We start from the raw sequence: 25,046 nt of genomic DNA on the forward strand, positions 1-25,046 counted from the left end.
GAGGCTACCTCGCTGCTTCGCTGAGCAGCGCACCGAGCCGGTCGAGCGAACCTGGCACCACCGAGTAGTAGGCCCACTTGCCGCGCTGGTCCCGGGCGAGCAGTCCGGCGTCGACCAGGATCTTCAGGTGGTGGCTCACGGTGGGCTGGCTCAGCCCCACGGGCTCGGTGAGGTCACACACACAGGCCTCGCCACCGTCGTGCGCGGCGACGATCGAGAGCAGCCGCACGCGCGTCGGATCGCCGAGCGCCTTGAAGGAGCGGGCGAGGTCGGCGGCGGCCGCCGGGTCGGCCGCCTCCCGCACGAGGGGTGCACAGCACGGGCCGGACGTCGGAGCGGCAGGTGCGAGCTCGAGTGCGGTCGTCGTCATGTCTCCATCTTGCCACGCATTGAAGTTCATGGATATGTTCTGGGTAACACATCGAGATCCTTCGATCTGACCAGAGCTGACAGAGAAGATGGTGACGGGAAATGAGCACAGTGCGAAACCTGCCGGTCGTCGTGATCGGTGCCGGCCCGGTGGGCCTCGCGGCCGCGGCGCACCTCGCCGAGCGTGGGCTGGAACCCCTCGTGCTCGAGGCCGGGGCCGGACCCGGTGCCGCCGTCGCGCGGTGGGGCCACGTGCGGCTCTTCTCGCCGTGGCGGTACGACGTCGACGCCGCTGCCCGCCGTCTGCTCGGCACCGGCCCCGGCGAGGGCAGCGGTACGACGACGCGGTGGGCCGAGCCCGACCCGGACGCCCTGCCCACGGGGGCCGAGCTCGTGGAGCAGTACCTCGCACCGCTGGCCGAGGCTCTCGTCGAGCGTGCGGGCGCGCAGATCCGCTACGGGGCACGGGTGCTCGCCGTCACGAAGGACGGCGCCGACCGTTCCCGCTCGCTCGGGCGCGAGCGCCTTCCGTACCTGGTCCGGATCGACGGTGGCACCACTGGCGTCGAGGAGATCCGGGCACAGGCGGTGATCGACGCGTCCGGTACGTTCGACCAGCCGAACCCGCTGGGGACGTCCGGCTTGCCGACGCTGGGCGAGCCCGAGTCGGCGAGGTACCTCGCGGGCGGCCTGCCGGACGTGCTCGGCCGCGACCGCGAACGGTTCGCCGGACGGCACACCCTCGTGGTCGGCATGGGGCACTCCGCGGCCAACACCCTGCTGAGCCTCGTCGAGCTCGCCGAGCAGGCTCCCGGCACCCGGATCACCTGGGCCATCCGCGGCGGCTCGCCGCGCCGCCTGTACGGCGGCGGGACCGGTGACGAGCTGCCGGCCCGCGGGCTGCTCGGCACCCGCCTGCGTGATGCGGTGGAGGCCGGCCTGGTCGAGCTGCTCACCCGTGTGGCGATCGACCGCCTCGAACCGGCCGCCGACGGTGCGGGCGACACCGTGCGGGTCCTGGGCTCCGCGCGGCGCGACGGCGACGACGGCGCCCTCGACCTGACCGTGCACACCATCGCCGCCGCCACCGGGTTCCGCCCGGACCTGGCGATGCTGCGTGAGGTCCGCCTCGACCTCGACCCCGTGGTGGAGGCGCCCCGCCAGATCGCGTCGCTCATCGACCCGAACTTCCACTCGTGCGGCACGGTCCCCGCGCACGGCGAGGCCCAGCTGGTCCACCCGGACGCAGGGTTCTACCTGGTCGGCATGAAGTCGTACGGCCGGGCACCGACCTTCCTTCTCGCGACCGGCTACGAGCAGGTCCGCTCCATCGCCGCGGCGTTGGCAGGCGACCGTGCGGCGGCCGACGCCGTCGAGCTGAACCTGCCGGAGACCGGCGTCTGCTCGTCCGACCTCGCGATGGCCGCCGACGCCGACGGCGTTGTCCCACCCGAGGTGCTCACCGCGTCCGGGCAGGGTTCGTGCTGCGGAACGCCGGCGGGGCCGCAGGAGGTCTCGATCGGCGCAGCGCCCGCCGGAGCCGTCCCGGTAGGCGCCGTCCCGGCAGGCGCGGCGCCGGCCGGGACCGTCGGGTTCAGCACGGGCGTGGTGCACGGCCGCTCCGGCGACTGACCCATCACCCGTCGAGGTGGACAGGCAGCGAGGTCGTCAGTCGGCGTGACTACTTCGCTGCCTGTCTACCTCGCTGCCTGTCTACCTCGGCGGGGTGGCGGGGGTCATGAGCGGGCGGCCGCCTCGGACCGCGCCGGGTACAGCACCACGGCCAGGCCGACGCCGATCGCCCCGCCGACCAGCTGGGCCAGCACGAACGGCAGCACCGAGCCCGGGGCGATCCCCGCGAAGGTGTCGCTGAACATGCGGCCGACGGTGACCGCGGGGTTGGCGAAGGACGTCGAGCTGGTGAACCAGTAGGCGGCGCCGATGTAGGCGCCCACCGCCGGGGCGACGAGCGTGTCGCGGCCGGCGCGCAGCAGGCCGAGGATCACCAGCAGCAGGCCCGCCGTCGCGACCACCTCGGCGAGGAGCGTGGCGCCCGACACCCGGTAGGTGGTCGCGAGGGTCGTCGGCTCGCCGAACATCGCGTTCGCCAGCAGCGCGCCGCCGATTCCGCCGCCAAGCTGCACGGCGAGGTACGCGCCCACGCCGCCGAGCCGCGGTCCGGCGGGATCGCGTCGCCCGAGGACCCAGTCCGCGAGCGTCACCACGGGGTTGAGGTGGGCTCCGCTCAGCGGTCCGAGCACCGCGATCAGCACGGCCAGCCCGAGCGCGGTGGCGATCGAGTTCTCCAGCAGCTGCAGCCCGACGTCGTCGGGTGAAAGGTTTGCGGCGGCGATGCCGGACCCGACCACGATCGCGACCAGCATCCCCGTCCCGATCAGCTCGCCGAGCGCCCGCCGCCACAGGGCGGCGCGGACCAGCACGGGCCCCGCTGCCGGCGCGCCTGCCGGCGCGCTCATGCGACGGGCTGCACGCCGAGCTCCGCGAGGAGGCCGCGGACGCGCCGCTCGATCTCGTCGCGGATGGGGCGGATCGCCTCGATGCCCTGTCCGGCCGGGTCGTCGAGCTCCCAGTCCTGGTAGTTCTTGCCGGGGTAGAACGGGCAGGCGTCGCCGCAGCCCATGGTGATGACGGCGTCCGAGGCCTCGACCGCGTCGTCGGTCAGGACCTTGGGCCGCTCGTCGCGGATGTCGATGCCCACCTCGAGCATGGCTTCCACGGCGACCGGGTTGATCCGCTCGGCGGGCATGGAACCGGCGGAGCGCACCTCGACGGCGCCGTCGGACAGCGCCCGGAGGAACCCGGCGGCCATCTGGGACCGGCCCGCGTTGTGCACGCAGACGAACAGGGCGGACGGCTTGCGCGGGGCGGACGTCTCGGGCACGGGGTTCTCCGGTGTGGTTCGTGGGGTCTGCTGACGGTGCTGCTGGTAGTTCTGGTTGCCGCCCGACAGGTTCGCGACGTCGGCGAACCCGAGGTTGCGCAGCACGTTCTGGCCCGCGTTCCCGGTGACACCCTTGTTGCAGTAGGTCAGCGTGGGCAGCGCCGGGTCGAGCTCGCCCGACCGGTGCCGCAGCTCCGCCAGCGGGATGTGCACCGAGTCAGGCACCGAGGACTTCGCACGATCCTTCGCGGAGCGCACGTCCACCACCTGGATCCGCTCGCCGTCGGCCCGACGCCGGTCCAGCTCGGCCGGGGTGACCAGCGGTGCCTGTCCATGTATCGCGTTGGTCAGCGCCATGCCGGTGTAGTGGACCGGGTCCTTGGTGGTGGCGTAGGTGGGGGAGTAGGCGAGATCCAGGTGGAACAGGTCGGCGACGTCGGCCCCGTAGGTGATCGCGGTGGCCAGCACGTCGATGCGCTTGTCCGCTCCCGACGCCCCGATCGCCTGCGCGCCCAGCAGCCGCCCAGTGGCCCGGTCCGCGACCGCCTTGACGACCAGGGGCGTGCCGCCCAGGTACTCCGGCCGGTCGGGCTTGATGTTGTGCAGCACCTCGACGTCGTACCCGGCGTCGCGCGCCTGCGTCTCGGTGAACCCGGTCTGGGCCACCCCGAGGTCGAAGACGCGCACGATCGACGTGCCGAGGATGCCCCGGTGCTCCAGCGGGCCGCCGGTCATCGCGTCGCCCGCGATACGGCCCATCTTGTTCGCGGTCGAGCCCAGCGGAACCCACACGGGCTCGCCCGTGATGACGTGGAACGACTCAGCGACGTCCCCGACCGCCCACACGTGCTCGACGTTCGTGCGCTGCCGCCGGTCGACGGCGATCGCGCCTGTCGGGCCGAGCGCGACGCCCGCCTGCTCGGCCAGCTCGACGTTGGGTCGGACGCCGACCGAGACGATCACCAGCTCGGCGTCGAGGCGTTCGGCGGCCAGCTGCTCGCCGACCACCCTGACGCCGGTCACCCCGTCGTCGTCCGCCGTGATGCCGGCGACCTTCGTGGACAGCAGCAGGTCCCCGCCGCGCTCGCGGACGTGTTTGCGGACCTCGGCGTCCACCCGGGCGGACATGTCCGCGTCCATCCGGGGCATGGTGTGGTCGGCCGCCTCGACCACCGTCACCGCCAGGCCACGGGCGGTCAGCTGCTCGGTCATCTCGAGCCCGATGTAGCCGGCCCCGACCACCACCGCGTGCCGCACGGGCCTGCCCCGGGACTCGCTGTCCTCGATCCACGCCCGGATGGCACGGGCGTCGGTCGGGGTGCGCACGGAGAACACACCTGTCGCGTCCACACCGGGCACCGGCGGGACGACGGCGCGGACACCGGTCGCGAGCACCAGCTCGTCGTAGGTGTCGGCGAAGGTGCGGCCGGTCGCCAGGTCCCGCACGGTCACCGCCCGGGCGGCGGTGTCGACCGCGACCACCTCGTGCCCGGTGCGCACGTCGACGTCGTACCGATCCTTGAACCATGCCGGGTCGCGCGGGGTGAGCTCGTCGATGTCGGCGACCTCGCCACCCACGAAGTAGGGCAGGCCGCAGCCGGAGTAGGAGATGTCCTGGTCGCGCTCGTACAGGGTGATGCGCGCGGTCTCGCTGTTGCGGCGCGCCTTCGCGGCGGCGGACGTGCCGGCCGCGACGGAGCCGACGACGACGATCTTCAGCGGGGCGTCCGGCTGGTGGGTGGTGGTCATCGGGTTCCTTCGGTCGTCAGGATTCCTTCGGTCGGCAGCAGGGAGGCGAGCAGCTCGCGCACCCGCCGGTCCAGCTCGTCGCGGATGGCGGCCACACCGGCGGAAGAGGCGAGCGCGGGGTCGCCGACCGTCCAGTCCTCGTACCGCTTGTCCGGCAGCACCGGGCACGCGTCGCCGCAGCCCATGGTCACCACGACGTCGGCGGCGCGGACGGCGTCGTCGGTCAGGGGCTTGGGGTAGAAGCGGGTGACGGCGTCGACGGCGGCCGGGTCGCCGAGCTCGTCGAGGATGCCGCGCACCGCGGTGTGCACGTCGCTCGCGGGCGCGGAGCCGGCGGACCGGACCACCACCCGGTCGCCGGCGTAGTGCCGCAGCAGGGCCGCGGCCAGCTGCGACCGTCCGGCGTTGGCCACGCACACGAAGAGCACCTGCGGCGGGTGTGCGTCCTGCGCCCCACGTGCCTTCTCGGCGTCGATGATGCGCTGTCGCGCGAAGTGCTCGGTGAGCGGGACCAGGTGGGCGGCGTTGCCGCCGCGGCGGGCGAGCGCCGTGTACGACTCACGGACCACGCGGTAGCACTCGCGCTCGGGGGTGTCGGCGAAGTGTTCGGAGAGCGAGGCGGCGATCCGGTCGAGGGCGGGGTCGACGTCGGCCAGCCCGGCGACCTCACCGTACGCCGCGGCGGCGTGCGCGCCGTGGACCTCGACGGCCGCCGGGGCGAACCGGTCCAGCAGCGTGGTGACCGCGCCCCGGTAGGCCGGAGCGATGCGATACCAGACCCAGGTGCCGCGGCGGTCGGACGTGAGCAGGCCGACCTCGCGCAGCACCTTGAGGTGGTGCGAGACGGTCGGCTGCGAGACGGCGGTCAGTGTCGCGAGGTCGCCCGCCGTCGTCTCGCCGGTGGCCGACGTGGCGATGGCCGACAGCATGCGGAGCCGCAACGGGTCGGCGATCGCCTTGAGGGTCGCGGCGAGATCGGCGGCGGCGTCGGCGCCGATCGCGTGCGCCTCGGCCGAGGTGGTGGGGCCGGCGCTCCCGCCCTGTATCGACATTCGTCTATGTTGACACCTGTCGATACAGGGCGCAAGGCCGAGGCCTCAGGACGAGGCGCTGCCGAACACGTTCGCCCGCACCGAGGTCTCCGCGAGGCCGTCCGGACCGGTGATGACCCGGTTGCCCCACTCGGTCCGCTGGGCCGGGTCGAAGCCGGTCACCATGTCGAGGTACTCGACGCCACCGCCGTTGCCGCTCCAGGACCAGGCGAACCAGCCGATCCCCTGTGACCGGGTGTACGACATGATCGTGTCCTCGTCGGGGTTGCCGTCGGAGTGGTTGTGCCCGAACTCGCCGACGATGATCGGCAGACCCTGGCTGGTGAAGGTGTCGAGGTAGGACGTGATCTCCGCGGCGGTGTCGTACACGCCGTACATGTGGACGGAGAAGACGGTGTTGCCGTCGGGGTCGGCCGCGAGGACGTCCGCGGCGGAGTCCCGCATGATGCCCTGCCAGTCCTGGCCCCAGGACGGCGCGTCCACCACGATCGTGTGCTCGAACCCGGCGTCGCGCAGCCGCTGGATCGCGGCGGAGGTGTCGGCGGCCCAGTTCGCGTTGACCGCCGCGTTGTTGCCGTAGGGCTCGTTGCCGATGTTGATGAGCACGCGGTCCTCCGTGCCCCGGAGCGTCGGGAGCAGCGAGATCCAGTAGCTCGCGGCGGTGTCCAGCGTGCTCGCGGCGGACTCCTCCCCGTAGCCCGTCGTGTCGTGGTCCTCCAGGACGCAGATCAGTCGGTTCTCCTCGCACAGGCCGAGGACTCCTCCGACGTCCGCGGGCTCGTTGCGCGTCCAGCGGGTCCCGTCGCTGAGCACCACCCGGACCGAGTTGGCGCCCGCGTCGGAGATGTCGGCGAACGAATCCGTCTCCGAGGTGTACCAGGTATGGGCGTGGCTGACCCCGCGCAGCAGCAGGGGCGAGCCGTCGCTCTCGACGAGCCGCCCGTCGGAGACGTGGATGCCGACGGCGTTCGCGCCGGCGCCGCCGCCACTTCTCGCCGGTGTCGCGGCGCTCGCCGACTGGGCGAGCAGCGGGACGAGCAGCAGGCCGAACATCGCGGCCGTTGCGGTACCGGAGATGGTCGCGCGTGTAGGTCTCATGGTTCCTCCCCTTCGAGGTGTACATCGAGTACGGCCCTCGAAGGCTCTCCCACGCCCCGTGGGAACGGACACCAACTTAATCGCTTAACCACGTCATGCGTTGCGGGCAGCGAGCCCGACCGCCCCGTCTTCGAGGTCTAAGTTTCTCCGCTCTGAAACGTTTCAGAGCGGAGCAACTTAGACCTCGAAGTGGAGCCCGTCGCGGCCCTACGGCCGCCGGACCCACTGCCCGCGGTCGTCGGTCAGGCGCCCGGCTTGGGCGGACGCACCGTCGGGACGTCGCCCACGATCGGGATCGGCCGTCGGTGGAACGGGAACCCGTAGCGCGTGACCAGGCCCGCGAGCGTCGTGACGCGGTTGCGGGGGCCGATCAGCGACATGATGTGCACGAACAGCCAGACCAGCCACGCCACGCCCCTGGTGATCCGCAGTGACTTGCCGCCGGGCAGGTTGATCTCGGCGATCGCGGCGCGGCGGCCGATCACGGCCATCGTGCCCTTGTCGACGTAGCGCAGCTCCTCCAGGGGGCGTCCCTCGAGGAGGGCCGTGATGTTCCGGCCGACCACCGTGCCGCCCTGGATGGCGGGCTGGGCCAGCTGCGGCAGGTCGGACGGCGAGACCGCGATGTCACCCGCCGCGAAGACGCCGGGCAGCCCCTCCACCTGCATGTCTTCGCCGATCTTGATGCGGCCGCCCTCGTCCTGCGGGAGACCCCAGTCCGAGACCTCCTCGTGCGGGTGCACACCCGCGGACCAGACGGTCAGGTCGGCGTGGATGCGCTTGCCGTCGGTGAGCACCACCGCGTCGCGCTCGACGGCGGCGACGCCCGCACCCAGGTGCAGCGAGACCCCACGCCGGGACAGCTCCTTGGCGGCGTACGCGCGCAGCTTGGGGGCGAACGCCTTGAGGATCTCGCCGCCCCGCTGCACGATCTTGACCTCGAAGGCGTCGCCGTGGATCTCCGGGTAGGCGGGGGCCAGGCCGGCGGTCCGCAGCTCCGCGAGCGCGCCCGCCACCTCGACCCCGGTGGCTCCGCCGCCCACGACCACGACGCGCAGCCCGTCGTCGAGCCGCTTGGACTTCGCGGCCTTCTCCAGGCGGATGAAGAGGTTGTCGCGGATCCGCATGGCCTGCGACCGCGAGTACATCGGGAACGCGTACTCCTTGGCGCCCGGTGTCCCGAAGAAGTTGGTGGTCACGCCTGCCGTCACCACGAGGTAGTCGTAGCTGACCCAGTGGTCGTTCAGGAGACGGATCTTCTTCGCCTGGTGGTCCGCTTCCACGAGGTGTTCGTGGACCACGTGCACGTTCTTCTGCTTGAGCCGCAGGCCGCGCAGGAAGTAGGTGACGTCGCCGGGGTTCAGCCCGCCGGTGGCCACCTGGTACAGCAGCGGCTGGAACGTGTTGTAGACCCGGCGGTCGATCAGCGTGATCCGCACCGGCGCGTCGCGCAGGGCCTTCACGACCGCCATGCCGGCGAATCCGCCTCCGACGACCACCACGTGCGGCAGCGGCTCGGGGTGCCCGGCCAGGGGTGTCTCGAGGCCGTAGTCCTCGTCCTCGACGGGGCGGGCCTCACCAGCGTGCACGGGGTGATGTGCAGAGTCGGTCACGCCTCAGAGTCTCTCACCGGAGGTGAGTCACTCACATCCGCTGTGGACCGGCACCCCGTCGCTCGGGTTACCGTGGTCGGTCGTGAGCACCACCGACAACCTGAGCCGACAGCTGGCCCACGGACTCCGCCCCCGGCACCTGACGATGATGGGCCTGGGGTCCGCCATCGGAGCGGGCCTGTTCCTCGGCTCCGGCCTCGGCATCGCCGCCGCGGGCCCCGCCGTCCTTCTCAGCTACGCGATCGCGGGCGCCATCGTGGTGCTCGTCATGCGGATGCTGGCCGAGATGGCCTCGGCACTCCCGTCGAGCGGATCCTTCTCCGTCTACGCGGAGGCCGCGCTCGGCCGCTGGGCCGGATTCCTCCTGGGCTGGCTCTACTGGTTCACGATCGTCATGGTGCTCGGCGTCGAGATCACCGGCGTGGCGGGGATCGTGCACGGCTGGTGGCCCACGGTGCCCCAGTGGGCGGTCGCCGCGGTCATCGTCGCGGTGTTCGGCGCGGTCAACCTCGTGGGCGTGCGCCAGTTCGGCGAGGCGGAGTTCTGGTTCGCGACCATCAAGGTCGCGGCGATCATCGGGTTCCTGGTCCTGGGCGTGCTGATCGTGACCGGCGTCGTGCCCGTGGCGGGCAGCGTCCTGGGGGACTGGGCCGCCCACGGCGGCTTCGCGCCCGCCGGCCTGCCCGGTATCGCGGCCGGCCTGCTCACCGTCGTGTTCGCGTTCGGAGGCATCGAGATCGTCACGATCGCCGCGGCCGAGGCGCGCGACCCGCAGACGGCGGTCGCCACCGCCACCCGCACCATCCTCTGGCGCATCCTGTTCTTCTACGTGGGCTCCGTGGCGATCATGGTCGCCCTCATCCCCTGGACCGACGCCGCACGCCTCGAGTCGCCCTTCGTGTCGGTGCTGCAGATGGCCGGGTTCGACGGCGCCGCGCGGCTCATGGAGGTCGTCGTGGTGCTCGCGCTCCTGAGCGCCTTCAACGCCAACGTCTACGCGACGTCACGCATGCTGTTCTCGCTCGGTGGGCGCGGCGACGCGCCGTCGGTCGCCACCCGGGTCTCGCGCCGTGACGTGCCGTGGGTGGCGGTGCTGGTCTCCGTGTTCTTCGGCGTCGTCGCGGTGCTGCTCAACTACCTGCTGCCCGAGTCGCTGCTCGGGGTGCTGCTCAACGCCGTCGGCTCGGCGCTCCTCGTGGTGTGGCTGCTCGTCGTCGTCTCGCAGCTGCGGCTGCGGCCGCAGCTGGAGGCCGCGGCCGTGGAGCGCGGCGAGACCCTGCGCCTGCGCGCCTGGGGTTACCCGTGGCTGTCCTGGGTCACCCTCGTGGCGCTCGTGGCGGTGGTCGGTCTCATGCTGTCCGACGCCGCCGCCCGGTCGCAGGTCGCCGCGACCGCCGGTCTGGTCGTCGTGATCCTGGTGGTCTACGTGATCACACGGGCCGTCACCGGGGGCCGGATGGGCGGCCGGACGACCGCCGACCCGGACCTCGGTCGCCGTCGGCACGAGTGAGCGAGCCCGGGGAGTCCTCCGGCCTGCCCTGACCGCCTCAGCTCCAGAGGTACCAGCGGTCCCCGGTCGTGGCCAGGGTCCAGGACGGGTCGCAGGTGTACGTCGTCGCGGAGCTGAGGTCGGGCCAGCTCCCGCCGCCGTCCCAGGGGATGGTCCGGCTCGTGGAAGGTACGCAGGCGGACGGGATCGACGCCGAGGTGACGACGGCGTCGATCCGTACCCCGCGTACTCCGGAGTTCGGTCCGGATCCCACGACGCGGATGTCGCGTGCGTCGCGCGGTAGCCACGACGGTGCGACGTCCTCGGGGAGCTCGGCCGCGCTGTCGTAGCGGCTGAACGTGCTGTTGCCCTGTGACTCGTTCACGAGAGCACCGATGCTGCGCCCCGCGATCCTCTCGATGACCGGTGGTGCGGCTGCCATCAGGAGGCCGATCACCACGATCACGGAGAAGACGACCCAGGTGCGGGTACGACGTCGACGGATGGCAGAGGGCTGGGACGTGGACATGGCGGGTTCCTTGTCTGGTTGATCATCGAGGGGTTGTTCGTGGCCGCACCGGACGACGGCGCCGCGGCCGGCGTGGGCGTGCTGGTGGACGGGCAGTCAGGCGGTGGCGAGGGCGCGCACAGGGGCGGGCTCGATGACGTGCCGCGCGGCGGCCCGCATCGACACGAGGACGAGCAGGCCTGCGCCGGCGGCGCACGCGAGGAGGTAGGGCCACGGCAGCACGGGGACGAGCAGCCCGAGCTCCCGGACGGTGCCCAGGACGTCCTGGGCACCGGCCCAGCCGGTGAACGTTCCCAGAGCCAGCCCCGGAACCGCAGCACTGGCGGTGAGGAGTCCGGCCTCCACCAGCAGCATCCGGCGGGTGTCGTCCGGACGCTGGCCCAGTACGCGGATGGTCGCGATCTCCCTCGTGCGCTGCCGGATCGAGTGGGTGATGGACGTGTACAGCCCGATGCCGCAGAGCACCACGAGCAGCGAGGTCGCGAGTCCGAACTGCGTCGTGACCTCGTGCAGCACGCGGACCGCCGCGTCCTCGTGGCCCGTGCCCGCGTAGGAGTCCTCGAGCGAACCCGTCAGTGTCGCGAGAGCGACGACGAAGGTCGTGACCGCTGCCGTACTGGTGAAGACGCCGGTCGCCCCGCGTGCCGCAGCAGCCGAGCGCGTCCTGAGGGACTGGACCGCGACACCCGCGGCTCCGTGCACGATGCCGAGGCGGGTGATGAACGTCAGGACCGCGGGCAGCAGGACCTCCATGACGGAGAGTGCGCCGAACATCATCGCGACGCCGCCGAGCGCCCCGACCAGGATCGCGAACGGGCTGAACAGGCTGGCGACGACGCTCCCGAGGACGACGACCAGCCCGCCGACGAACAGGGCTCGCCCCGCCTCGTGCGGTGTGTGCGGTGCCCGCTCGGCTTCGTCGACCCGGGTCAGGCGTAGACCCGTGATGGCCGTCGTGCTCAGTACCTCCCGCGCGGCTCGGCCTGCCGCGGTCACGGTGGCCAGCGCCATCGCCGTCGCACCGACCACGATCGACAGGACCGTGAAGGGTTCGGTGACCACGCCCGGCGCGACGGCGAGCAGGACCAGTGTGCCGAGGGTCATCCCGAGCAGCGCACCGATGATGCCGATGCGGCTGCTCAGCCGTGTCAGCCGCCGGCGTTCTCGCGTCGCGGACGAGCCGAGCACGCGCCGCAGCGCGATCTCCTCGAGGCGCGCGTCGAGCACGATGCGGAACGAGTTCGTCGCGGTGGACGTCGCCGTGGCGACCGCGATGGCGAGGAACGCCCAGGCCAGCAGCTGGAGGATCAGCTGCACCAGGGGGATGCCGCCGAAGAGGGTCTCGGCGACCTTCTGGGCGACGTCCGCCTGGATACCCGGGACGACGGTCGTCATCGTGGTTCCCGTGACCGAGATCAGCATCGCGGCACCCGTGGCGCGCTGACCGGCCTGTCGTGCCCTCATGCGCCCACGTGCCCGATGAGCAGCCGCGCGAGCTCTTCCGGTGCCGTCGTGGCGAGGTCGTGCTCGATCGCCCCGTCACGCAGGACCAGGATCCGGTCGCACATGCTCGCCGCGACGGGGTCGTGGGTGACCATCACCATGCAGATACCGTGCTCGCGCACCAGCGACGAGAACAGCGCGAGCACGTTGCGGCCCGTGGCGACGTCCAGGCTCCCGGTCGGCTCGTCGGCGAAGACCACGTCCGGCCGGTGCAGCAGTGCACGGGCGATGGCGATCCGCTGCTGCTGACCGCCCGAGAGCTGCGTCGGGGAACGGTCCAGCGCATCGGCGATGTCCAGGAGATCGATCAGGTACGTCTCCCACTGCGGATCGGCGGTGACCGGACGCCGGCCGAGGCGGAGCGGAAGCCTGATGTTCTCCAGCCCGGTCAGGCCGGGCAGAAGGTTGAAGCCCTGGAACACGAATCCCATCCGCTGGTGCCGCAGCTCGGCGCGGGCGTCCTCGTCGAGGTCGTGGATCGCCGTCTCGCCCAGGCGGATCTCGCCATGATCCGCGTCATCGAGCCCCGAGAGCAGGTGCAGCAGGGTGGACTTCCCGGACCCGCTCGGACCCATCACGGCGGTCAGGCTGCCCGCGGCGAAGTCGGCACTGACGTCGGTCAGCGCCGCGGGCCCGGTCCCGTAGGTGCGATGCACGTGCCGGGCCGCGAGCACCGCTCGGGGTAGGGGGGTCATGTTCATGACCTCGACACTATGGAGGCGGCACCGCGTACCGCCCCGGTCGCAAGTACCGTCCGACCCGTACTTGCGGCTACTCCTCGCGCGGCGCCATCACACCGTGGTCGTACGCGAAGACGACGATCTGCGTGCGGTCACGCAGACCGAGCTTGGTCAGGACCGAGCTGACGTGGCCCTTCACCGTGGACTCGGAGACGAACTCGCGTTCCGCGATCTCCGCGTTGCTCAGTCCTCGGGTGATGTGCGCGAGCACCGCTCGCTCGCGGTCGGTCAGCCGGGAGAACTCCGCCGGCAGCTCCGCGGGCTCCCGGCCGCGCTGCTCGAAGATGTCCTCCAGCTGTCCCGGCGCGATGAGGCTGCCACCGCGGTGAGCCGTGCGGATGGCCGCGACCAGCAGATCCGGGTCGACGTCCTTCAGCAGGAAGCCGCTCGCGCCGAGGCGCACGGCCCGGAGCGCCTGCTGGTCGAACGTGAACGTCGTCAGGATGATCACTCGCGGCGTGGTGCGGCGCGCGGCCCCGGCCGCAAGGAGGCGCCGTGTCGTCTCGACGCCGTCCATCCGTGGCATGCGTACGTCCATGACGACGACATCTGGTTCCGTCTCGTCGACCAGCCGCAGTGCCTGCAGACCGTCGGCCGCCTGTCCGACGACCTCGATATCGTCCTCCAGGTCGATCAACGTGGCGATCGCCACCCGGAACAGTGCCTGATCATCCACCAGCAGCACCCGGATCATGCGTCGTCCTCACTCGTCGGAGAACCCTCGTCACCGGAAGCCGGCCGGCTCCGCGGGATGCGTGCCTCGCTGTGCCACTGCCCGGCGGCGGCCCCGGCCGTGAGGGTCCCGCCGATCGCGCCGAGCCGCTCTCGCAGACCGGGCAGCCCGGAGCCACCGCTGGTCACGCCGTCATGAGGCCTGGTGGGCAGCGCGTTGGTGACGAGGATGACCACGTGATCCCTCTCGGTGGTACCTCGGATGCGGATCGGCGCACCCTCCTCGCCGTGTCGGAGCGCGTTGGTGAGCAGCTCCTGGATCACCCGTTGCGCCGTCCTGCCCTCAGGGGGCGGTAGCGGAGGGAGCCCGAGATCGAGCCGGGCATCGATGCGATCACCCAGCCCGGCGGAACCGATCAGGTCCAGCATGTCCTGGCGGGTCAGCCATTCCTCGGCACTCCGGCCGGCCAGAACACCACGGATCTCCTCCAGCGCGTCGCTCGCGACCGTGGTGATCGTCGCTGCGGCGTCCGTGGCACGTCGAGCATCGCGGTCGGCGATCCGCTGGATCACGCGCGACTGGGCGATCACGATCGTCAACGCGTGACCGACGGTGTCGTGCACCTCGCGCGCCAGGCGAGCCCGCTCTTCCTGGACAGCTGCCTGGAGCCGGAGCACCTCCCGGTCCGCTTCGGCCTGGCGCCGCTCGCGCGCACTCAGTCCCACAGCGCGTCGCGCCTGCCACAACGTCCCCAGCAGCATCGGGACGAGGTAGATGCCGGCCCCGAGGAGGATCCCGAGGGTCACCACGAGCCATGGCGGCAACCGCACCAGCTCGATGACTTCGCCCAGGGGTCCCGCACCCTCGAAGTAGACCGTGACCAGTGCCAACGAGACGATCAGGACCACGGACACCGCACCGAGGGTGCGCTGCGCGCTGCTGCCGTTCCGCCCGACGGAGAGATAGACGACGCACAACCCCACCATCGTCACGGTGAAGCCGGTCGTCAGGAGGAGCTGTGCGGCGAACGCCGCGACGCCCAGCAGCAGCGCCGTCTTGCGAAGCCGAGTGCTCGCCAGGACGGAAGCGGCGATCAGGAGGTCGACCAGGGCCGCAGAAGGTGACCTCTCGACCAGGAGCGAATGTGCCGAGAAGAGCACGGTCGTGACCGTGACCACCAGGACGACCGTGGTCAGCGCGCTGAGGCCCCGCACACGCGATGCGATGTTCACCATGACTCCCCGACACTAATTCAGCAGACCGTCACCGGAGGTCCATCCGCCGGTCGGGCAGCCGCCAGCCGGGCCTCCGATCGTCGTCGGCATGAGCGAGAAGACTGCCGGCGACATGCCGAGCGAGATCAACCCGGCCGAGAGCGGGACGCCGGGCAGCGGGACGTCCGCCGTCGACCGCCGGACGTTCCTGTCCCTGAGCAGCCTCGGTGCGGCCGGTGTCGCGACCGTCGCGGCGGCCGCGCCCGCCGGCGCCACGGAGCTCGGCCGGCACCCGCAGCGCGCGCTGCGCTTCGGGCGGGACGGCAAGTTCAAGATCGTCCAGTTCAACGACACCCAGGACGACGAGAAGGTCGACCGCCGCACCCTGGAGCTGATGCGCGCGGTGCTCGACGGCGAGCGGCCCGACCTCGTGATCCTCAACGGTGACAACATCACCGGCGGCTGCGACACGCCGCTCGAGATGCGCCAGGCCATGAACAACGTGGTGCAGCCGATGGAGGAGCGGTCGGTGCCGTGGGCCATCACCTTCGGCAACCACGACGAGGACTCGACGCCGAACAGCGGCCTCGACGAGGCCGACATGCTGGCCTTCTACCGGTCCTACCGCTACAACGTGAACGGTCCGACGGCGCGCGGCGTGACCGGCCAGGGCAACTCCAACGTGCTGATCCAGGGCACGAACGGTCGCCCGGCGTTCAACCTCTGGCTGCTGGACTCCGGCCGGTACGCCCCTGAGACGCTGGCCGGCCAGGACTTCGAGGGCTACCCGACGTGGGACTGGCTGCGGATGGACCAGGTCAAGTGGTACTACGACACGTCGGTGCAGCTCGAGCGCAAGGTCGGGCACGTCGTGCCGTCGCTGATGTTCATCCACATCCCGCTGTGGGAGTACCGGTTCATGTGGTTCGGCTCGGTCGACGGGCGTACCGACGCCGACCATGAGCGCGCCAGGGCCCGCCACGGCATCGAGGGCGAGCGGAACGAGGAGGAGTGCCCCGGGCCGTTCAACTCGGGCATGTTCTCGGCGATCCAGCACCGTGGTGACGTGCGCGGCGTGTTCTGCGGCCACGACCACGTGAACACCTACGTCGGCGACTACTACGGTGTGCTGCTCGGCTACGCGGGCAACACCGGCTTCGGCACGTACGGCCTGTCGGGCGACGAGCGCAACCGGCTGCGCGGCGCGCGGGTCTACGACCTCGACGAGTCGGTGGACGGCGTGCTGACCGGCACCCGCATGCGGTTCGCCGGCGAGTACGGCATCGACCTCACGGCCAACGACCAGTGGATGGAGCCGCTGCCGCTGCCGAAGGGCAAGTGACGGCATACGTGTCGGGCCCACAGTTCGACCGGGTGAACTATGGGCCCGACACGTGTCAGGGGGGTCATGCGCAGGAGAGCATGTGCGGATGGCTGAGCTCCTCGCGGTCTGCCGCGTCCACGTCCTGCACCCCGACACCGGCACGGTGGGAGTCACCGCCATCGACAAGCGCCCGGTCGACGGCCGGGTCAAGGTCCGGCCCTTCGGCCTGTATGCGGACGTGCAGGCGGACCGGGCAGACCACGGCGGACCGGACCAGGCCGTCTACGCGTACGCGCAGGAGGACGCCGACTTCTGGTCGGCCGAGCTGGGCCGTGAGGTCACCCCCGGCCTGTTCGGCGAGAACCTGCGCCTCCGCGGGCTGGACGTGAACCGTGCGGTGATCGGGGAGCGCTGGCAGGTCGGCTCGGCGCTGCTCGAGGTGACGCAGCCCCGCGTGCCCTGCCAGACCTTCGGCCGTCGGCTGGGCGAGCAGCGCTGGGTGCGCCGGTTCGCCCAGGCGAACCGCACGGGTGCTTACCTGCGCGTGGTCGAGAACGGTGAGATCGGCGCGGGTGACACCGTCGACGTCGTGCAGACTCCCGTGCACGGGGTGACCGTCGCGGACTGGTTCGCCGCACGGTACGGCGTCACGGGCAACGACGGCACGACGGTCACGGCCGGCGAGCAGGGCGCGCCCGACCCCGACGCCCTGGAGAAGCTGGCGCGGCGGCTGCTGGACGCACACACTCTCGGCGAGATCCGGCTCAGCGACGACATGCATCGCCGCAGCACCCAGGCGGCGCGCCGTACGCCGGTCGACTGACGACCCGCGGGATCAGCGTCGGCGCTCGAATCGGGCGCGGGCGGCCTCGTGCGCCTCGCGCAGGAGACGGAGCACCGTGTCCGTGGTCGCCGGGCCCGGGTTGACGACGGCGATCCAGCCGGCGGACCCGTAGACGGGGTGGGGGAGGGCGACGTCGGGCGTGGCCGGGTCGGCCGCGGCCGCGGCCGGGCCTGCGCCGCCGCCGACGCTACCGCCGTCCCGCCCGGTGACCTCCCGGAACGTCGCCCGGTCGACATGGATGTTCACGCGCCAGCGGTCGGCCGGGTCGAGGTCGGAGGTCGTGTCCTCCGGGTAGTTCTTCGTGACGACGGTGCCGTAGGGCTGGACGGTCCGGGGCATCTGGCCGTCTGGGGCGTAGTAGAAGAACACGTCGCCCCAGGCCAGCTCAGGAAAGTGGGAGTCGCCGACCGCGGGCGCCACGACGAGCGAGCCGTCGAGGTCCTGCACTGCGGCGATGATCTGGGCGATACTCAGGTCGGTGCTCATGGTTCAAGCATCACCTTCAAGTGCTTGTGTGGGGTTGACCGGATGACGCAGGACGACCGACCGCCGCTCCGGACCGCCGACGTCGCACGGGAATCGGGGTATTCCGTGCAGCAGGTCCGGAACCTGGAGCGCCTCGGCGTGCTCCCGCCCGCCGCACGGGCGGCCAACGGGTACCGGACCTACACGGCCGCGCACGTCCGGGCGCTGGCCGCCTACCGAGGGCTCGCGAGCGCGGCCGGACCCGTGGCGGCACGGCGCCTGCTCACCGGGCTCTTCGGCGGTGGGCGGCCCGGCGAGCACCGGACCGCCGCACCGGCGCCGGGCCTCGCCGAGGCCGCTGCCGCGGTCGGCGCCGTGCACGTCACGCTCGCGCGGGAGCGTGACGAGGCGCTTCGCGCGCGGGAGGCGCTCCGCGCCATCCAGAGCGAGGCAGACGCGCCGGACACCGGGTCGGCCGGCGACACCATGACCGTCACCGAGCTCGCCGCGGCCGTCGGCGTGCGCACGTCCACGCTCCGGTTCTGGGAGCAGGAAGGGCTGGCGGTCCCGGACCGCGTGACCACCCTGCGCGCCCGCCAGTACGGCAGCGGCGCGATCCGGGAGGCGCGCATCGTCGTGGCCCTGCGCCACAGCGGGTACGGCATCCCGGCCGTGCGAGACGTCGTCGCGACCCTGCGTCGGGTCGACGGCCTCGTCGAGGGTGTCGCGGCGGCCGAGCGGATCCTGGACGGGCGGCTCGACCAGATCGCCGCCCGCACGGTGGCACTGCTGCGCGCGGGGGCCGACCTGGCCGCCGTCCTGGACGGTCCGCGGCCCGCAGGAGCCGACGTCAGTCGTCGCTGAGCTGCTGGCCCTGGCGCACCAGGTCCTGCAGGGTGCGCTGCACCTGCTCGACCTCGGGCACGTCGTCGAGCACCATGCCCGGCTGGTCGGTGCCGTCGGAGATCACGAGGGTGCCGCAGCCCCAGAACCGGTCGCTGAGCTGCTTCTCGAACGTCACGTTGTTGATCCGGTAGAGCGGGATGTCCCGGCCGGTCTGCGTAAGGATGCCGGTGCGCATCGCGACCCGCTGGTTGGTGATGATGTAGCGCGTGGTGCGCCAGCGCAGGAACGGTCCGACGGCGGCGGCCAGCCCCACCACCACGAGGATGAGTGTCCCGAACCACAGCACGATCTGGTCGACCGGCACGGGCAGCACCCACAGCACGACCAGGACCGCGAGCAGTACCACCAGCAGAAGGATCGGCTTGATGACCTTCTTCGGGTGGGTGCGCAGCTGCATCACGATGGTCTCGCCTTCGGCGAGGTGCTCTTCCCTCATTCCGCGAATACTGCCCTACCGCGTGCCCGGGATCTACTGTGCGGCCAGGTTCCATCCCTCGATCGTGCGCAGGCCGTGCCCGTGCCCGAGCTGGCAGACGGCGGCGGTGCCGAGCTCGAACCGGGCCCCGAGCCGCGGGTCCACACCGATCCAGACCATCGCGAGCACCCGGAGCAGGTGGCCGTGCGCCACGAGCAGCACGTTCCCGCCGCCGTCTCCGGTCCCCGCCCGGCCGCCGAGCGTCTCCTCCGCCCGGGCGACCACGCGCGCCGCCCGTTCTGCCACCTCCTCCAGCGTCTCGCCGGGGCGGCCGTCGCCGTGCTCGGCCGACGGCGGCAGCACGCGCACTCCGTCGTAGAAGGCGTGGAACTCTCGCCCCAGCTCCGCGGACACGTCGTCCGAGGTGCGGCCGTCGACGGGGCCGTAGTCCCACTCGGCGAGGTCTTCGTCGACGACGGCGTCGGGGTGGCCCGCCAGCTCCGCCGTACGCCGCGCCCGGACCAGCGGGGACGTGTAGACGGCCGCGAACTCGTAGCCGGCGAGGGTCGCCCCCGCGAACCTCGCCTGCTCCTCGCCGGCCGGGGTGAGCGGAATATCGGTACGGCCGGTGTGCTGCCCGCTCGCGCTCCACTCCGTCTCACCGTGCCGCAGGAGCACGAGCTGTGGGTCGCGTGAGGGCTTCAGGCGCTGCGGCCGTGGCTCGGTGTCAGGCATAGGTGGAGCATCCCGCGCCCGGCGGCCGCCCGCACCCGCTGTCCACGCCGGACGTTCGCCACACGGCCTGACCTGCTCGAACACGTCGGGCCAACACGCCAGGCCAACACGCCGGGGGATCACCGCGAATCCTGGTGCGGCTCGGTGCGCTGGACCTACTGTGAGCCCGTGACCCGTGGCACACCGGCGTCGCACGGCGCCGTCGACCGCTTCTCCACGCGAGGCCTGCCCGCAGCGCGGCGGATCGAGCTGTGGGAGGAGCACAACGCCCACGCCCTGGTGGCGTTGCAGTGCCGCATGCTCGACGAGTCGGCGCTCGAGGCCGCGGAGGCGAACCTCCAGCTGGACCGGTTGCACCTGGCGCACGTCGAGGCCAACCCGCACGCCGTCGAACGCACCGCACGTACCGTGCGCTCCCGCCCCACCGAGTCGGTGGCCCTGTACTTCACGCTCGCGGGTGCGGCGATCTTCGCCGACGCCGACGGCACGCGGACGCTGCGCCCCGGCCAGCTCCTGGTGTGCGACGCCGACCGGCCGTTCCTGCGCGGTTTCTCGCAGGGCCTGGAGGAGCTGGCGGTCAAGGTGCCCTACGACGTGCTCCGCTCCGTGGGCGGCACCATGCCGCGCACCGCGCGGGTGATCAACTTCCGGGGCCAGGCCGGCCCGGGTGGCAGAACCGCCGCGGCGTGGGGCGCGGGCACGTACGCGGCCGCGCTGACCGCACTGGTCGCGCGCGCCGTGGGATCGCGGGGGGACGGCTCGGCGGACGAGGACGCCCTGCTCGAGCTGGTCACCGCGGTGCTGGCACAGCCGGACACGGCGGGCTCGACGGCGGCCGGCGCACCGCCGACGGCGACGCCCTCGGCCGCCGGGGCGTCGACGACCGGGGCGCACTTCGCCGCGGCCGAGCAGTACGTGCGGCAGTGGCTGCGTGACCCGACGCTGTCCGCGCGCCGCATCGCCGACGCGATCGGGCTGAGCGAGCGCCAGCTCTCGCGGGTGTTCGCCGAGCAGGGCACGAGCGTGCCGCGGTTCGTCGCCCGCCGCCGGGTGGAGATGGCGGGTCGCATGCTCCGCATGCCGTCCTACGCGGAGCAGACGGTCGAGGCCATCGGCCTGCGCTGTGGCTTCTCGTCGGCCGCCCAGTTCTCGCGCGTGTTCCGGGAGCAGTCGGGCATGTCGCCGTCGGAGGCTCGCCGGTACACCGGCCCGGCACACCCGCTTCCCATCGGTTCTTGAGGATTTCCGCCGACTTTCGTGGCCAGGTCTTTTCCCTGGTCGGAGGCCCACGGCAGCCTGTGCGCATGCCTGAGTTCGACGACGGTCAGACAGCGACCGCACTGCCCAGCAACCCTGCCGGCACCACGCCCACCGACGTCGTCGTCGAGACGGACGTGCTCGTCGTCGGCTCCGGGCCGGCGGGCGCGTCAGCGGCCCTGTTCCTGTCCAGCCTGGGGGTCAGCAACATCATGATCACCAAGTACCGCTGGACGGCGAACACGCCCCGCGCGCACATCACCAACCAGCGGACCATGGAAATCTTCCGGGACCTGGGGATCGAGGACCAGGTCCTCGCGGACGCCACGCCGCACGAGCTGGTGGGCGACACGGTGTTCTGCACGACGATCGCCGGGGAGGAGATCGGCCGGATCCTCACCTGGGAGACCCACCCCGCCCGGGAGGCGGACGCACGCCTCGCCTCGCCGTCGCTCACCGTGGACATCCCGCAGACCTATCTCGAGCCGATCCTGGTGAAGAACGCCACCGAGCGGGGCACCCAGTCCCGGTTCTCCACGCAGTACCTGAGCCACACCCAGGACGACGACGGCGTCAGCACCCGCGTGCTCGACCGCGTCACCGGCACCGAGTACACGATCCGGTCCAGGTACCTGATCGGGGGCGACGGCGCCCGCTCCCAGGTGGCCGCCGACATCGGGCTCCCGTTCGAGGGCGCGATGGACATCGCGGGCTCCATGAACATCACGTTCAAGGCCGACCTCACCCAGCTCGTCGGGCACCGTCCGTCCGTCCTGTACTGGGTGTTGCAGCCCGGCTCCGACGTCGGCGGGATCGGCGCCGGCCTGGTCCGCATGGTCCGGCCGTGGAACGAGTGGCTGATCGTCTGGGGCTACGACATCGCGGGCGAGCCGCCGCAGCTGGACGACGCGGCGGCGGCCGAGATCGTGCGGCAGCTGGTCGGCGTCGACGATCTCGACGTCGAGATCACCGGCTACTCGCTGTGGGGCAACAACCAGATGTACGCGACCCACCTGCAGAAGGGACGCGTCTTCTGCGCGGGCGACGCCGTGCACCGGCACCCGCCGAGCAACGGCCTGGGCTCCAACACGTCGGTCCAGGACTCGTACAACCTGGCGTGGAAGATCGCCGCGGTCCTGGGCGGGCAGGCGGCGCCGTCCCTGCTGGACACGTACTCGACCGAGCGTGCGCCGATCGCCGAGCAGATCGTGCTGCGGGCCAACAAGTCCGGCGGCGAGTTCCGGTTCATGGAGGTGCTCGGTGTCCTCGACGCCGAGACCCCCGAGGCCATGCAGGCCGCCATCGACGAGCGCAAGGCCAACACTCCGGCCGGGGAGGCCAAGCGCAAGGCGCTCGTCGAGGCCATGGACCTGAAGAACTACGAGTTCAACGCGCACGGCGTGGACATGGGCCAGTTCTACGAGTCGGCCGCGGTCGTCCCGGACGGGTCACCCCGGCCCGTCGACGAGCGCGACCCGGAGCTCTACTACAAGCAGTCCACGGTCCCGGGTGCCCGGTTCCCGCATGTCTGGGTGGCCGACCCCGCGGGCTACAAGCTCTCGACCCACGACCTGGTGCCGTACGGACGGTTCACGCTGGTCACCGGTATCGCGGGGGAGGCATGGGCCGACGCGGCGGCCAAGGTCGCCGCCGAGCTCGGCGTGCCGCTCGGGACGGTGGTCATCGGACCCGGCCGCGAGGTGATCGACACCTACTACGACTGGGCGAAGATGCGGGGCGTCGAGGAGTCGGGCGCGATCCTGGTCCGCCCCGACTCGCACGTGGCGTGGCGCGCGCAGACGCTCGCCGCCGACCCCGCGGGCGCCCTCGGCGACGCACTCAAGGCGGTGCTCGGGCGGAGCGAACAGGATGGCTGAGAACGACCGTGCGGCCCAGGAGCAGGCGGCCCAGGAGCAGGCCGCCCGGGAGCAGGACCTCACCGACCGGGTCGTGGCGTCGTTCGACCACGCCGACGACGAGCGGCTGAAGACCGTCATGCAGGCCCTGACGCGGCACCTGCACGCGTTCCTGCGCGAGGTGCGGCTCACCGAGGACGAGTGGAACAAGGGCATCGAGTTCCTCACGGCCACCGGGCACATCACCGACGACAAGCGGCAGGAGTTCGTCCTGCTGTCCGACGTGCTGGGCGCCTCCATGCAGACCATCGCGATCAACAACGAGGCGTACGGTTCCGCGACGGAGGCCACGGTGTTCGGACCGTTCTTCGTGGACGACGCCCCGCGGATCGACAACGGCGGGGACATCGCCGGTGGCGCCACGGGGCAGCCCTGCTGGGTGGAGGGCACCGTGACCGACACCGCGGGCAGGCCGGTGAGGGGCGCCCGGATCGAGGTGTGGGAGGCGGACGAGGACGGGTTCTACGACGTCCAGTACGGCGACGAGCGCACCGCGGGGCGTGCGCACCTCTACTCGGACGACGACGGCGGCTACCGGTTCTGGGGCGTCACGCCGACGCCGTACCCGATTCCGCACGACGGGCCGGTGGGCGCCCTGCTCGCGGCGACGAGCCGGTCACCCCTGCGTGCCGCACACCTGCACTTCATGGTGACTGCGCCGGGTCTGCGCACCCTGGTGACCCACATCTTCGTGCGCGGTGACGAGCTGCTCGCCTCGGACTCCGTGTTCGGGGTCAAGGACTCGCTCGTCATGGACTTCGAGGAGCTGCCGGCGGGCACCCCGACGCCGGACGGCCGCGTGGTGGAAGGCACGTGGTCGCGCACCCGCTTCGACATGGTGCTCGCCCCGCGCGAGTGAACCGCACCACCTGAAAGTCACGGCACCACCGATGTAGCACGTACCACTACTGACTTGGAGTGACGACGATGGTTCGCAACGGACGGGCCCTGGTGGCCTGGGCGTCGACGACAGTGCTGGTAGGGGCCCTCGCGGGCTGCGGCGACGTCGGCGGCGGCACGATCGGCGGCGACGGCGGGGAGGAGAACGTCCTACGGATCGGCTTCGTCTCGACCGAGACGGGCTCGTCCGCACCGTTCGGAGAGGCCAACGCCTACGTGATCGAGGCGATGGAGGAGTGGTTCGCGGACAACCCGGTCACCGTCGACGGGAGCGAGCACGCCGTCGAGATCATCGTGAAGGACTCGCAGTCCAGCTCCGCCCGCGCGGGCGAGGTGGCCGCGGAGCTGATCAACAGCGACGGCGTCGACCTGGTGCTGACGTCGTCGACGCCGGACATCACCAACCCCGTCTCGGAGCAGTGCGAGGCGAACTCGGTCCCGTGCATCTCGACGGTCGCGCCGTGGCAGCCCTTCGCGATCCGCGAGGGTGACCAGCCGGCCGACCTCGAGTACAGCTATCACGCGTTCTGGGGCCTGGAGGACGTGTCGGCGGTCTACGCGGACATGTGGAGCCAGGTCGACACCAACTCCAAGGCGGCCGGCCTGTTCCCGAACGACCCGGACGGCCAGGCCTGGAGCGCGAACTTCCCGGCCCTGACGGCCGACACCGGCGTCACCATCGACGACCCGGGCCTGTACCCGAACGGCACCCAGGACTTCTCGGCGCAGCTCTCCGCGTTCAAGGGTCACGACATCCTCGTGGGCGTGCCGATCCCGCCGGACTTCACCACGTTCTGGCAGCAGGCGGGGCAGCAGGGTTACCGGCCGAAGGTCGCCACGATCGGCAAGGCGCTGCTCTTCCCGTCGGCGGTCGAGGCGCTGGGCAACGCGGGCGACGGCCTCACGTCCGAGGTCTGGTGGCACCCGACGGCACCGTTCACCTCGTCCCTGACGGGGCAGACGGCGCAGGAGCTGGCCGACCAGTACGAGGCCGACACGGGCAAGCAGTGGACGCAGCCGCTCGGCTTCGCGGAGGCCCTGTTCGAGATCACGGTCGCTGCCGTCGAGGAGGCCGGTTCCACCGAGCCGGACGCGATCACCGAGGCCTTGTCCACGCTCCAGGTCTCCACCGTGGTCGGCGACGTCGCCTGGGGTGCCGACGACAGCGTCCCGCCGTACGTCGCCAAGACCCCGCTGGTCGGTGGCCAGTGGCGGCTCGACGACGGGCAGGGCGAGGGCGCGAACCCGTACGAGCTCGTGGTCGTCTCCAACAAGCTGGCCCCGGAGATCCCGACAGGTGGCGAGGTCGAGCCGCTCCAGTAGCCCGCGCCGCGCCGCGCCGCACCCGGCCGC

At 71.7% G+C, this 25,046-nt stretch carries 23 protein-coding genes and 1 pseudogene; 9 read left to right on the forward strand and 15 right to left on the reverse strand.

From position 1 onward, the window contains the following. Positions 1 to 4: 4 nt before the first annotated feature. Positions 5 to 370, reverse strand: a complete 366-nt coding sequence (locus LUU90_RS18380; RefSeq protein ID WP_275005140.1) for an ArsR/SmtB family transcription factor — start codon at positions 368 to 370, stop codon at positions 5 to 7. A 101-nt stretch (positions 371 to 471) separates the two neighbouring features. On the opposite strand from LUU90_RS18380, the gene LUU90_RS18385 reads away from it, so the two are divergent. Next, entirely contained in the window at positions 472 to 2,001 is a 1,530-nt protein-coding gene (locus LUU90_RS18385) for an FAD-dependent oxidoreductase (RefSeq protein ID WP_275005141.1), read from the forward strand. Between the two features lie 104 nt (positions 2,002 to 2,105). Here the strand turns inward: LUU90_RS18385 and LUU90_RS18390 are convergent, their stop codons facing one another. From LUU90_RS18390 to LUU90_RS18415, 6 genes and pseudogenes are all read right to left on the reverse strand, one after another. After that, positions 2,106 to 2,846 carry an aquaporin gene (locus LUU90_RS18390; RefSeq protein ID WP_275005143.1) on the reverse strand — a complete coding sequence of 247 codons (741 nt, stop codon included), beginning with the start codon at positions 2,844 to 2,846 and terminating at the stop codon, positions 2,106 to 2,108. Further along, positions 2,843 to 3,271 carry an arsenate reductase ArsC gene (locus LUU90_RS18395; RefSeq protein WP_275005286.1) on the reverse strand — a complete coding sequence of 143 codons (429 nt, stop codon included), beginning with the start codon at positions 3,269 to 3,271 and terminating at the stop codon, positions 2,843 to 2,845. The genes LUU90_RS18390 and LUU90_RS18395 overlap by 4 nt, the downstream gene beginning before the upstream one ends. Positions 3,272 to 3,322: 51 nt before the next feature. Continuing rightward, positions 3,323 to 5,020, reverse strand: a pseudogene (locus tag LUU90_RS18400) (FAD-dependent oxidoreductase); the annotation flags it as partial. Further along, positions 5,017 to 6,072 carry a metalloregulator ArsR/SmtB family transcription factor gene (locus tag LUU90_RS18405; protein WP_275005144.1) on the reverse strand — a complete coding sequence of 352 codons (1,056 nt, stop codon included), beginning with the start codon at positions 6,070 to 6,072 and terminating at the stop codon, positions 5,017 to 5,019. The pseudogene LUU90_RS18400 and the gene LUU90_RS18405, both read right to left, overlap by 4 nt. 45 nt (positions 6,073 to 6,117) lie before the next feature. Beyond that, positions 6,118 to 7,170: a glycoside hydrolase family 5 protein gene (locus LUU90_RS18410; RefSeq protein WP_275005146.1), complete on the reverse strand. Its 1,053-nt coding sequence runs from the start codon at positions 7,168 to 7,170 to the stop codon at positions 6,118 to 6,120. A gap of 242 nt (positions 7,171 to 7,412) precedes the next feature. Next, positions 7,413 to 8,783 carry an NAD(P)/FAD-dependent oxidoreductase gene (locus LUU90_RS18415; protein WP_275005147.1) on the reverse strand — a complete coding sequence of 457 codons (1,371 nt, stop codon included), beginning with the start codon at positions 8,781 to 8,783 and terminating at the stop codon, positions 7,413 to 7,415. Positions 8,784 to 8,865: 82 nt separating this feature from the next. Here LUU90_RS18415 and LUU90_RS18420 point away from each other — a divergent pair, with 82 nt between their 5' ends. Continuing rightward, entirely contained in the window at positions 8,866 to 10,293 is a 1,428-nt protein-coding gene (locus tag LUU90_RS18420) for an amino acid permease (protein WP_425596259.1), read from the forward strand. A 37-nt stretch (positions 10,294 to 10,330) separates the two neighbouring features. Here LUU90_RS18420 and LUU90_RS18425 read toward each other — a convergent pair whose 3' ends face one another. The 5 genes from LUU90_RS18425 to LUU90_RS18445 form a co-directional block, all read right to left on the reverse strand. After that, positions 10,331 to 10,801 carry a hypothetical protein gene (locus LUU90_RS18425; protein ID WP_275005149.1) on the reverse strand — a complete coding sequence of 157 codons (471 nt, stop codon included), beginning with the start codon at positions 10,799 to 10,801 and terminating at the stop codon, positions 10,331 to 10,333. Positions 10,802 to 10,897: 96 nt separating this feature from the next. Next, a complete protein-coding gene (locus LUU90_RS18430) occupies positions 10,898 to 12,265 on the reverse strand; it encodes an FtsX-like permease family protein (RefSeq protein ID WP_275005151.1) in 1,368 nt (455 codons plus the stop codon). Continuing rightward, a complete protein-coding gene (locus LUU90_RS18435; RefSeq protein ID WP_275005152.1) occupies positions 12,262 to 13,005 on the reverse strand; it encodes an ABC transporter ATP-binding protein in 744 nt (247 codons plus the stop codon). Before LUU90_RS18435 ends, LUU90_RS18430 begins: the two co-directional genes overlap by 4 nt. A gap of 70 nt (positions 13,006 to 13,075) precedes the next feature. Continuing rightward, complete coding sequence (locus LUU90_RS18440) at positions 13,076 to 13,738, reverse strand: response regulator (RefSeq protein WP_275005154.1); 663 nt, start codon at positions 13,736 to 13,738, stop codon at positions 13,076 to 13,078. Next, positions 13,735 to 14,952 carry a sensor histidine kinase gene (locus LUU90_RS18445; protein WP_275005157.1) on the reverse strand — a complete coding sequence of 406 codons (1,218 nt, stop codon included), beginning with the start codon at positions 14,950 to 14,952 and terminating at the stop codon, positions 13,735 to 13,737. Before LUU90_RS18445 ends, LUU90_RS18440 begins: the two co-directional genes overlap by 4 nt. Positions 14,953 to 15,040: 88 nt before the next feature. Between LUU90_RS18445 and LUU90_RS18450 the strand changes: the two genes are divergently transcribed. Both LUU90_RS18450 and LUU90_RS18455 read left to right on the forward strand, forming a co-directional pair. Further along, positions 15,041 to 16,273, forward strand: coding sequence for a metallophosphoesterase family protein (locus tag LUU90_RS18450; protein ID WP_275005158.1), 1,233 nt, complete (start codon positions 15,041 to 15,043; stop codon positions 16,271 to 16,273). 88 nt (positions 16,274 to 16,361) lie between these two features. Then, entirely contained in the window at positions 16,362 to 17,078 is a 717-nt protein-coding gene (locus LUU90_RS18455) for an MOSC domain-containing protein (protein ID WP_275005161.1), read from the forward strand. Positions 17,079 to 17,090: 12 nt separating this feature from the next. On the opposite strand, the gene LUU90_RS18460 is transcribed toward LUU90_RS18455, so the two are convergent. Further along, the gene (locus LUU90_RS18460; RefSeq protein ID WP_275005162.1) at positions 17,091 to 17,585 is read right to left on the reverse strand and encodes a DUF6194 family protein; all 495 of its coding nucleotides are present in this window, start codon (positions 17,583 to 17,585) and stop codon (positions 17,091 to 17,093) included. Between the two features lie 42 nt (positions 17,586 to 17,627). Between LUU90_RS18460 and LUU90_RS18465 the strand changes: the two genes are divergently transcribed. Next, positions 17,628 to 18,428, forward strand: a complete 801-nt coding sequence (locus tag LUU90_RS18465) for a MerR family transcriptional regulator (RefSeq protein WP_275005163.1) — start codon at positions 17,628 to 17,630, stop codon at positions 18,426 to 18,428. Here the strand turns inward: LUU90_RS18465 and LUU90_RS18470 are convergent. Further along, positions 18,415 to 18,906: a PH domain-containing protein gene (locus LUU90_RS18470; protein WP_275005164.1), complete on the reverse strand. Its 492-nt coding sequence runs from the start codon at positions 18,904 to 18,906 to the stop codon at positions 18,415 to 18,417. The genes LUU90_RS18465 and LUU90_RS18470 overlap by 14 nt on opposite strands. Positions 18,907 to 18,939: 33 nt before the next feature. Further along, positions 18,940 to 19,620, reverse strand: a complete 681-nt coding sequence (locus LUU90_RS18475; RefSeq protein WP_275005165.1) for a histidine phosphatase family protein — start codon at positions 19,618 to 19,620, stop codon at positions 18,940 to 18,942. Positions 19,621 to 19,788: 168 nt separating this feature from the next. Here LUU90_RS18475 and LUU90_RS18480 point away from each other — a divergent pair, with 168 nt between their 5' ends. The 4 genes from LUU90_RS18480 to LUU90_RS18495 all read left to right on the forward strand — a co-directional run bounded on the left by LUU90_RS18480 (position 19,789) and on the right by LUU90_RS18495 (position 25,016). Continuing rightward, complete coding sequence (locus LUU90_RS18480; protein ID WP_275005166.1) at positions 19,789 to 20,859, forward strand: helix-turn-helix domain-containing protein; 1,071 nt, start codon at positions 19,789 to 19,791, stop codon at positions 20,857 to 20,859. Between the two features lie 65 nt (positions 20,860 to 20,924). Beyond that, the gene (locus LUU90_RS18485) at positions 20,925 to 22,754 is read left to right on the forward strand and encodes an FAD-dependent oxidoreductase (protein WP_275005167.1); all 1,830 of its coding nucleotides are present in this window, start codon (positions 20,925 to 20,927) and stop codon (positions 22,752 to 22,754) included. Then, the gene (locus LUU90_RS18490; protein WP_275005168.1) at positions 22,747 to 23,652 is read left to right on the forward strand and encodes a dioxygenase; all 906 of its coding nucleotides are present in this window, start codon (positions 22,747 to 22,749) and stop codon (positions 23,650 to 23,652) included. The genes LUU90_RS18485 and LUU90_RS18490 overlap by 8 nt, the downstream gene beginning before the upstream one ends. Before the next feature lie 68 nt (positions 23,653 to 23,720). Further along, positions 23,721 to 25,016 (forward strand): ABC transporter substrate-binding protein, encoded by a 1,296-nt coding sequence (locus tag LUU90_RS18495; RefSeq protein ID WP_275005170.1) that lies wholly within the window; start codon positions 23,721 to 23,723, stop codon positions 25,014 to 25,016. Positions 25,017 to 25,046 lie beyond the last annotated feature (30 nt).

It is taken from the genome of Promicromonospora iranensis, assembly GCF_028994775.1.
GTDB classification, from domain to species: domain Bacteria; phylum Actinomycetota; class Actinomycetes; order Actinomycetales; family Cellulomonadaceae; genus Promicromonospora; species Promicromonospora iranensis_A.

Excerpts from the sequence above, each read along its gene's own strand:
- LUU90_RS18435 (WP_275005152.1), bottom strand. The coding sequence starts at position 13,005 with ATGAACATGACCCCCCTACCCCGAGCGGTGCTCGCGGCCCGGCACGTG.
- LUU90_RS18455 (WP_275005161.1), top strand. The coding sequence starts at position 16,362 with ATGGCTGAGCTCCTCGCGGTCTGCCGCGTCCACGTCCTGCACCCCGAC.
- LUU90_RS18390 (WP_275005143.1), bottom strand. The coding sequence starts at position 2,846 with ATGAGCGCGCCGGCAGGCGCGCCGGCAGCGGGGCCCGTGCTGGTCCGC.
- LUU90_RS18380 (WP_275005140.1), bottom strand. The coding sequence starts at position 370 with ATGACGACGACCGCACTCGAGCTCGCACCTGCCGCTCCGACGTCCGGC.
- LUU90_RS18470 (WP_275005164.1), bottom strand. The coding sequence starts at position 18,906 with ATGAGGGAAGAGCACCTCGCCGAAGGCGAGACCATCGTGATGCAGCTG.
- LUU90_RS18430 (WP_275005151.1), bottom strand. The coding sequence starts at position 12,265 with ATGAGGGCACGACAGGCCGGTCAGCGCGCCACGGGTGCCGCGATGCTG.
- LUU90_RS18490 (WP_275005168.1), top strand. The coding sequence starts at position 22,747 with ATGGCTGAGAACGACCGTGCGGCCCAGGAGCAGGCGGCCCAGGAGCAG.
- LUU90_RS18410 (WP_275005146.1), bottom strand. The coding sequence starts at position 7,170 with ATGAGACCTACACGCGCGACCATCTCCGGTACCGCAACGGCCGCGATG.
- LUU90_RS18405 (WP_275005144.1), bottom strand. The coding sequence starts at position 6,072 with ATGTCGATACAGGGCGGGAGCGCCGGCCCCACCACCTCGGCCGAGGCG.
- LUU90_RS18465 (WP_275005163.1), top strand. The coding sequence starts at position 17,628 with ATGACGCAGGACGACCGACCGCCGCTCCGGACCGCCGACGTCGCACGG.
- LUU90_RS18445 (WP_275005157.1), bottom strand. The coding sequence starts at position 14,952 with ATGGTGAACATCGCATCGCGTGTGCGGGGCCTCAGCGCGCTGACCACG.
- LUU90_RS18425 (WP_275005149.1), bottom strand. The coding sequence starts at position 10,801 with ATGTCCACGTCCCAGCCCTCTGCCATCCGTCGACGTCGTACCCGCACC.
- LUU90_RS18495 (WP_275005170.1), top strand. The coding sequence starts at position 23,721 with ATGGTTCGCAACGGACGGGCCCTGGTGGCCTGGGCGTCGACGACAGTG.
- LUU90_RS18475 (WP_275005165.1), bottom strand. The coding sequence starts at position 19,620 with ATGCCTGACACCGAGCCACGGCCGCAGCGCCTGAAGCCCTCACGCGAC.
- LUU90_RS18440 (WP_275005154.1), bottom strand. The coding sequence starts at position 13,738 with ATGATCCGGGTGCTGCTGGTGGATGATCAGGCACTGTTCCGGGTGGCG.
- LUU90_RS18460 (WP_275005162.1), bottom strand. The coding sequence starts at position 17,585 with ATGAGCACCGACCTGAGTATCGCCCAGATCATCGCCGCAGTGCAGGAC.
- LUU90_RS18450 (WP_275005158.1), top strand. The coding sequence starts at position 15,041 with ATGAGCGAGAAGACTGCCGGCGACATGCCGAGCGAGATCAACCCGGCC.
- LUU90_RS18485 (WP_275005167.1), top strand. The coding sequence starts at position 20,925 with ATGCCTGAGTTCGACGACGGTCAGACAGCGACCGCACTGCCCAGCAAC.
- LUU90_RS18385 (WP_275005141.1), top strand. The coding sequence starts at position 472 with ATGAGCACAGTGCGAAACCTGCCGGTCGTCGTGATCGGTGCCGGCCCG.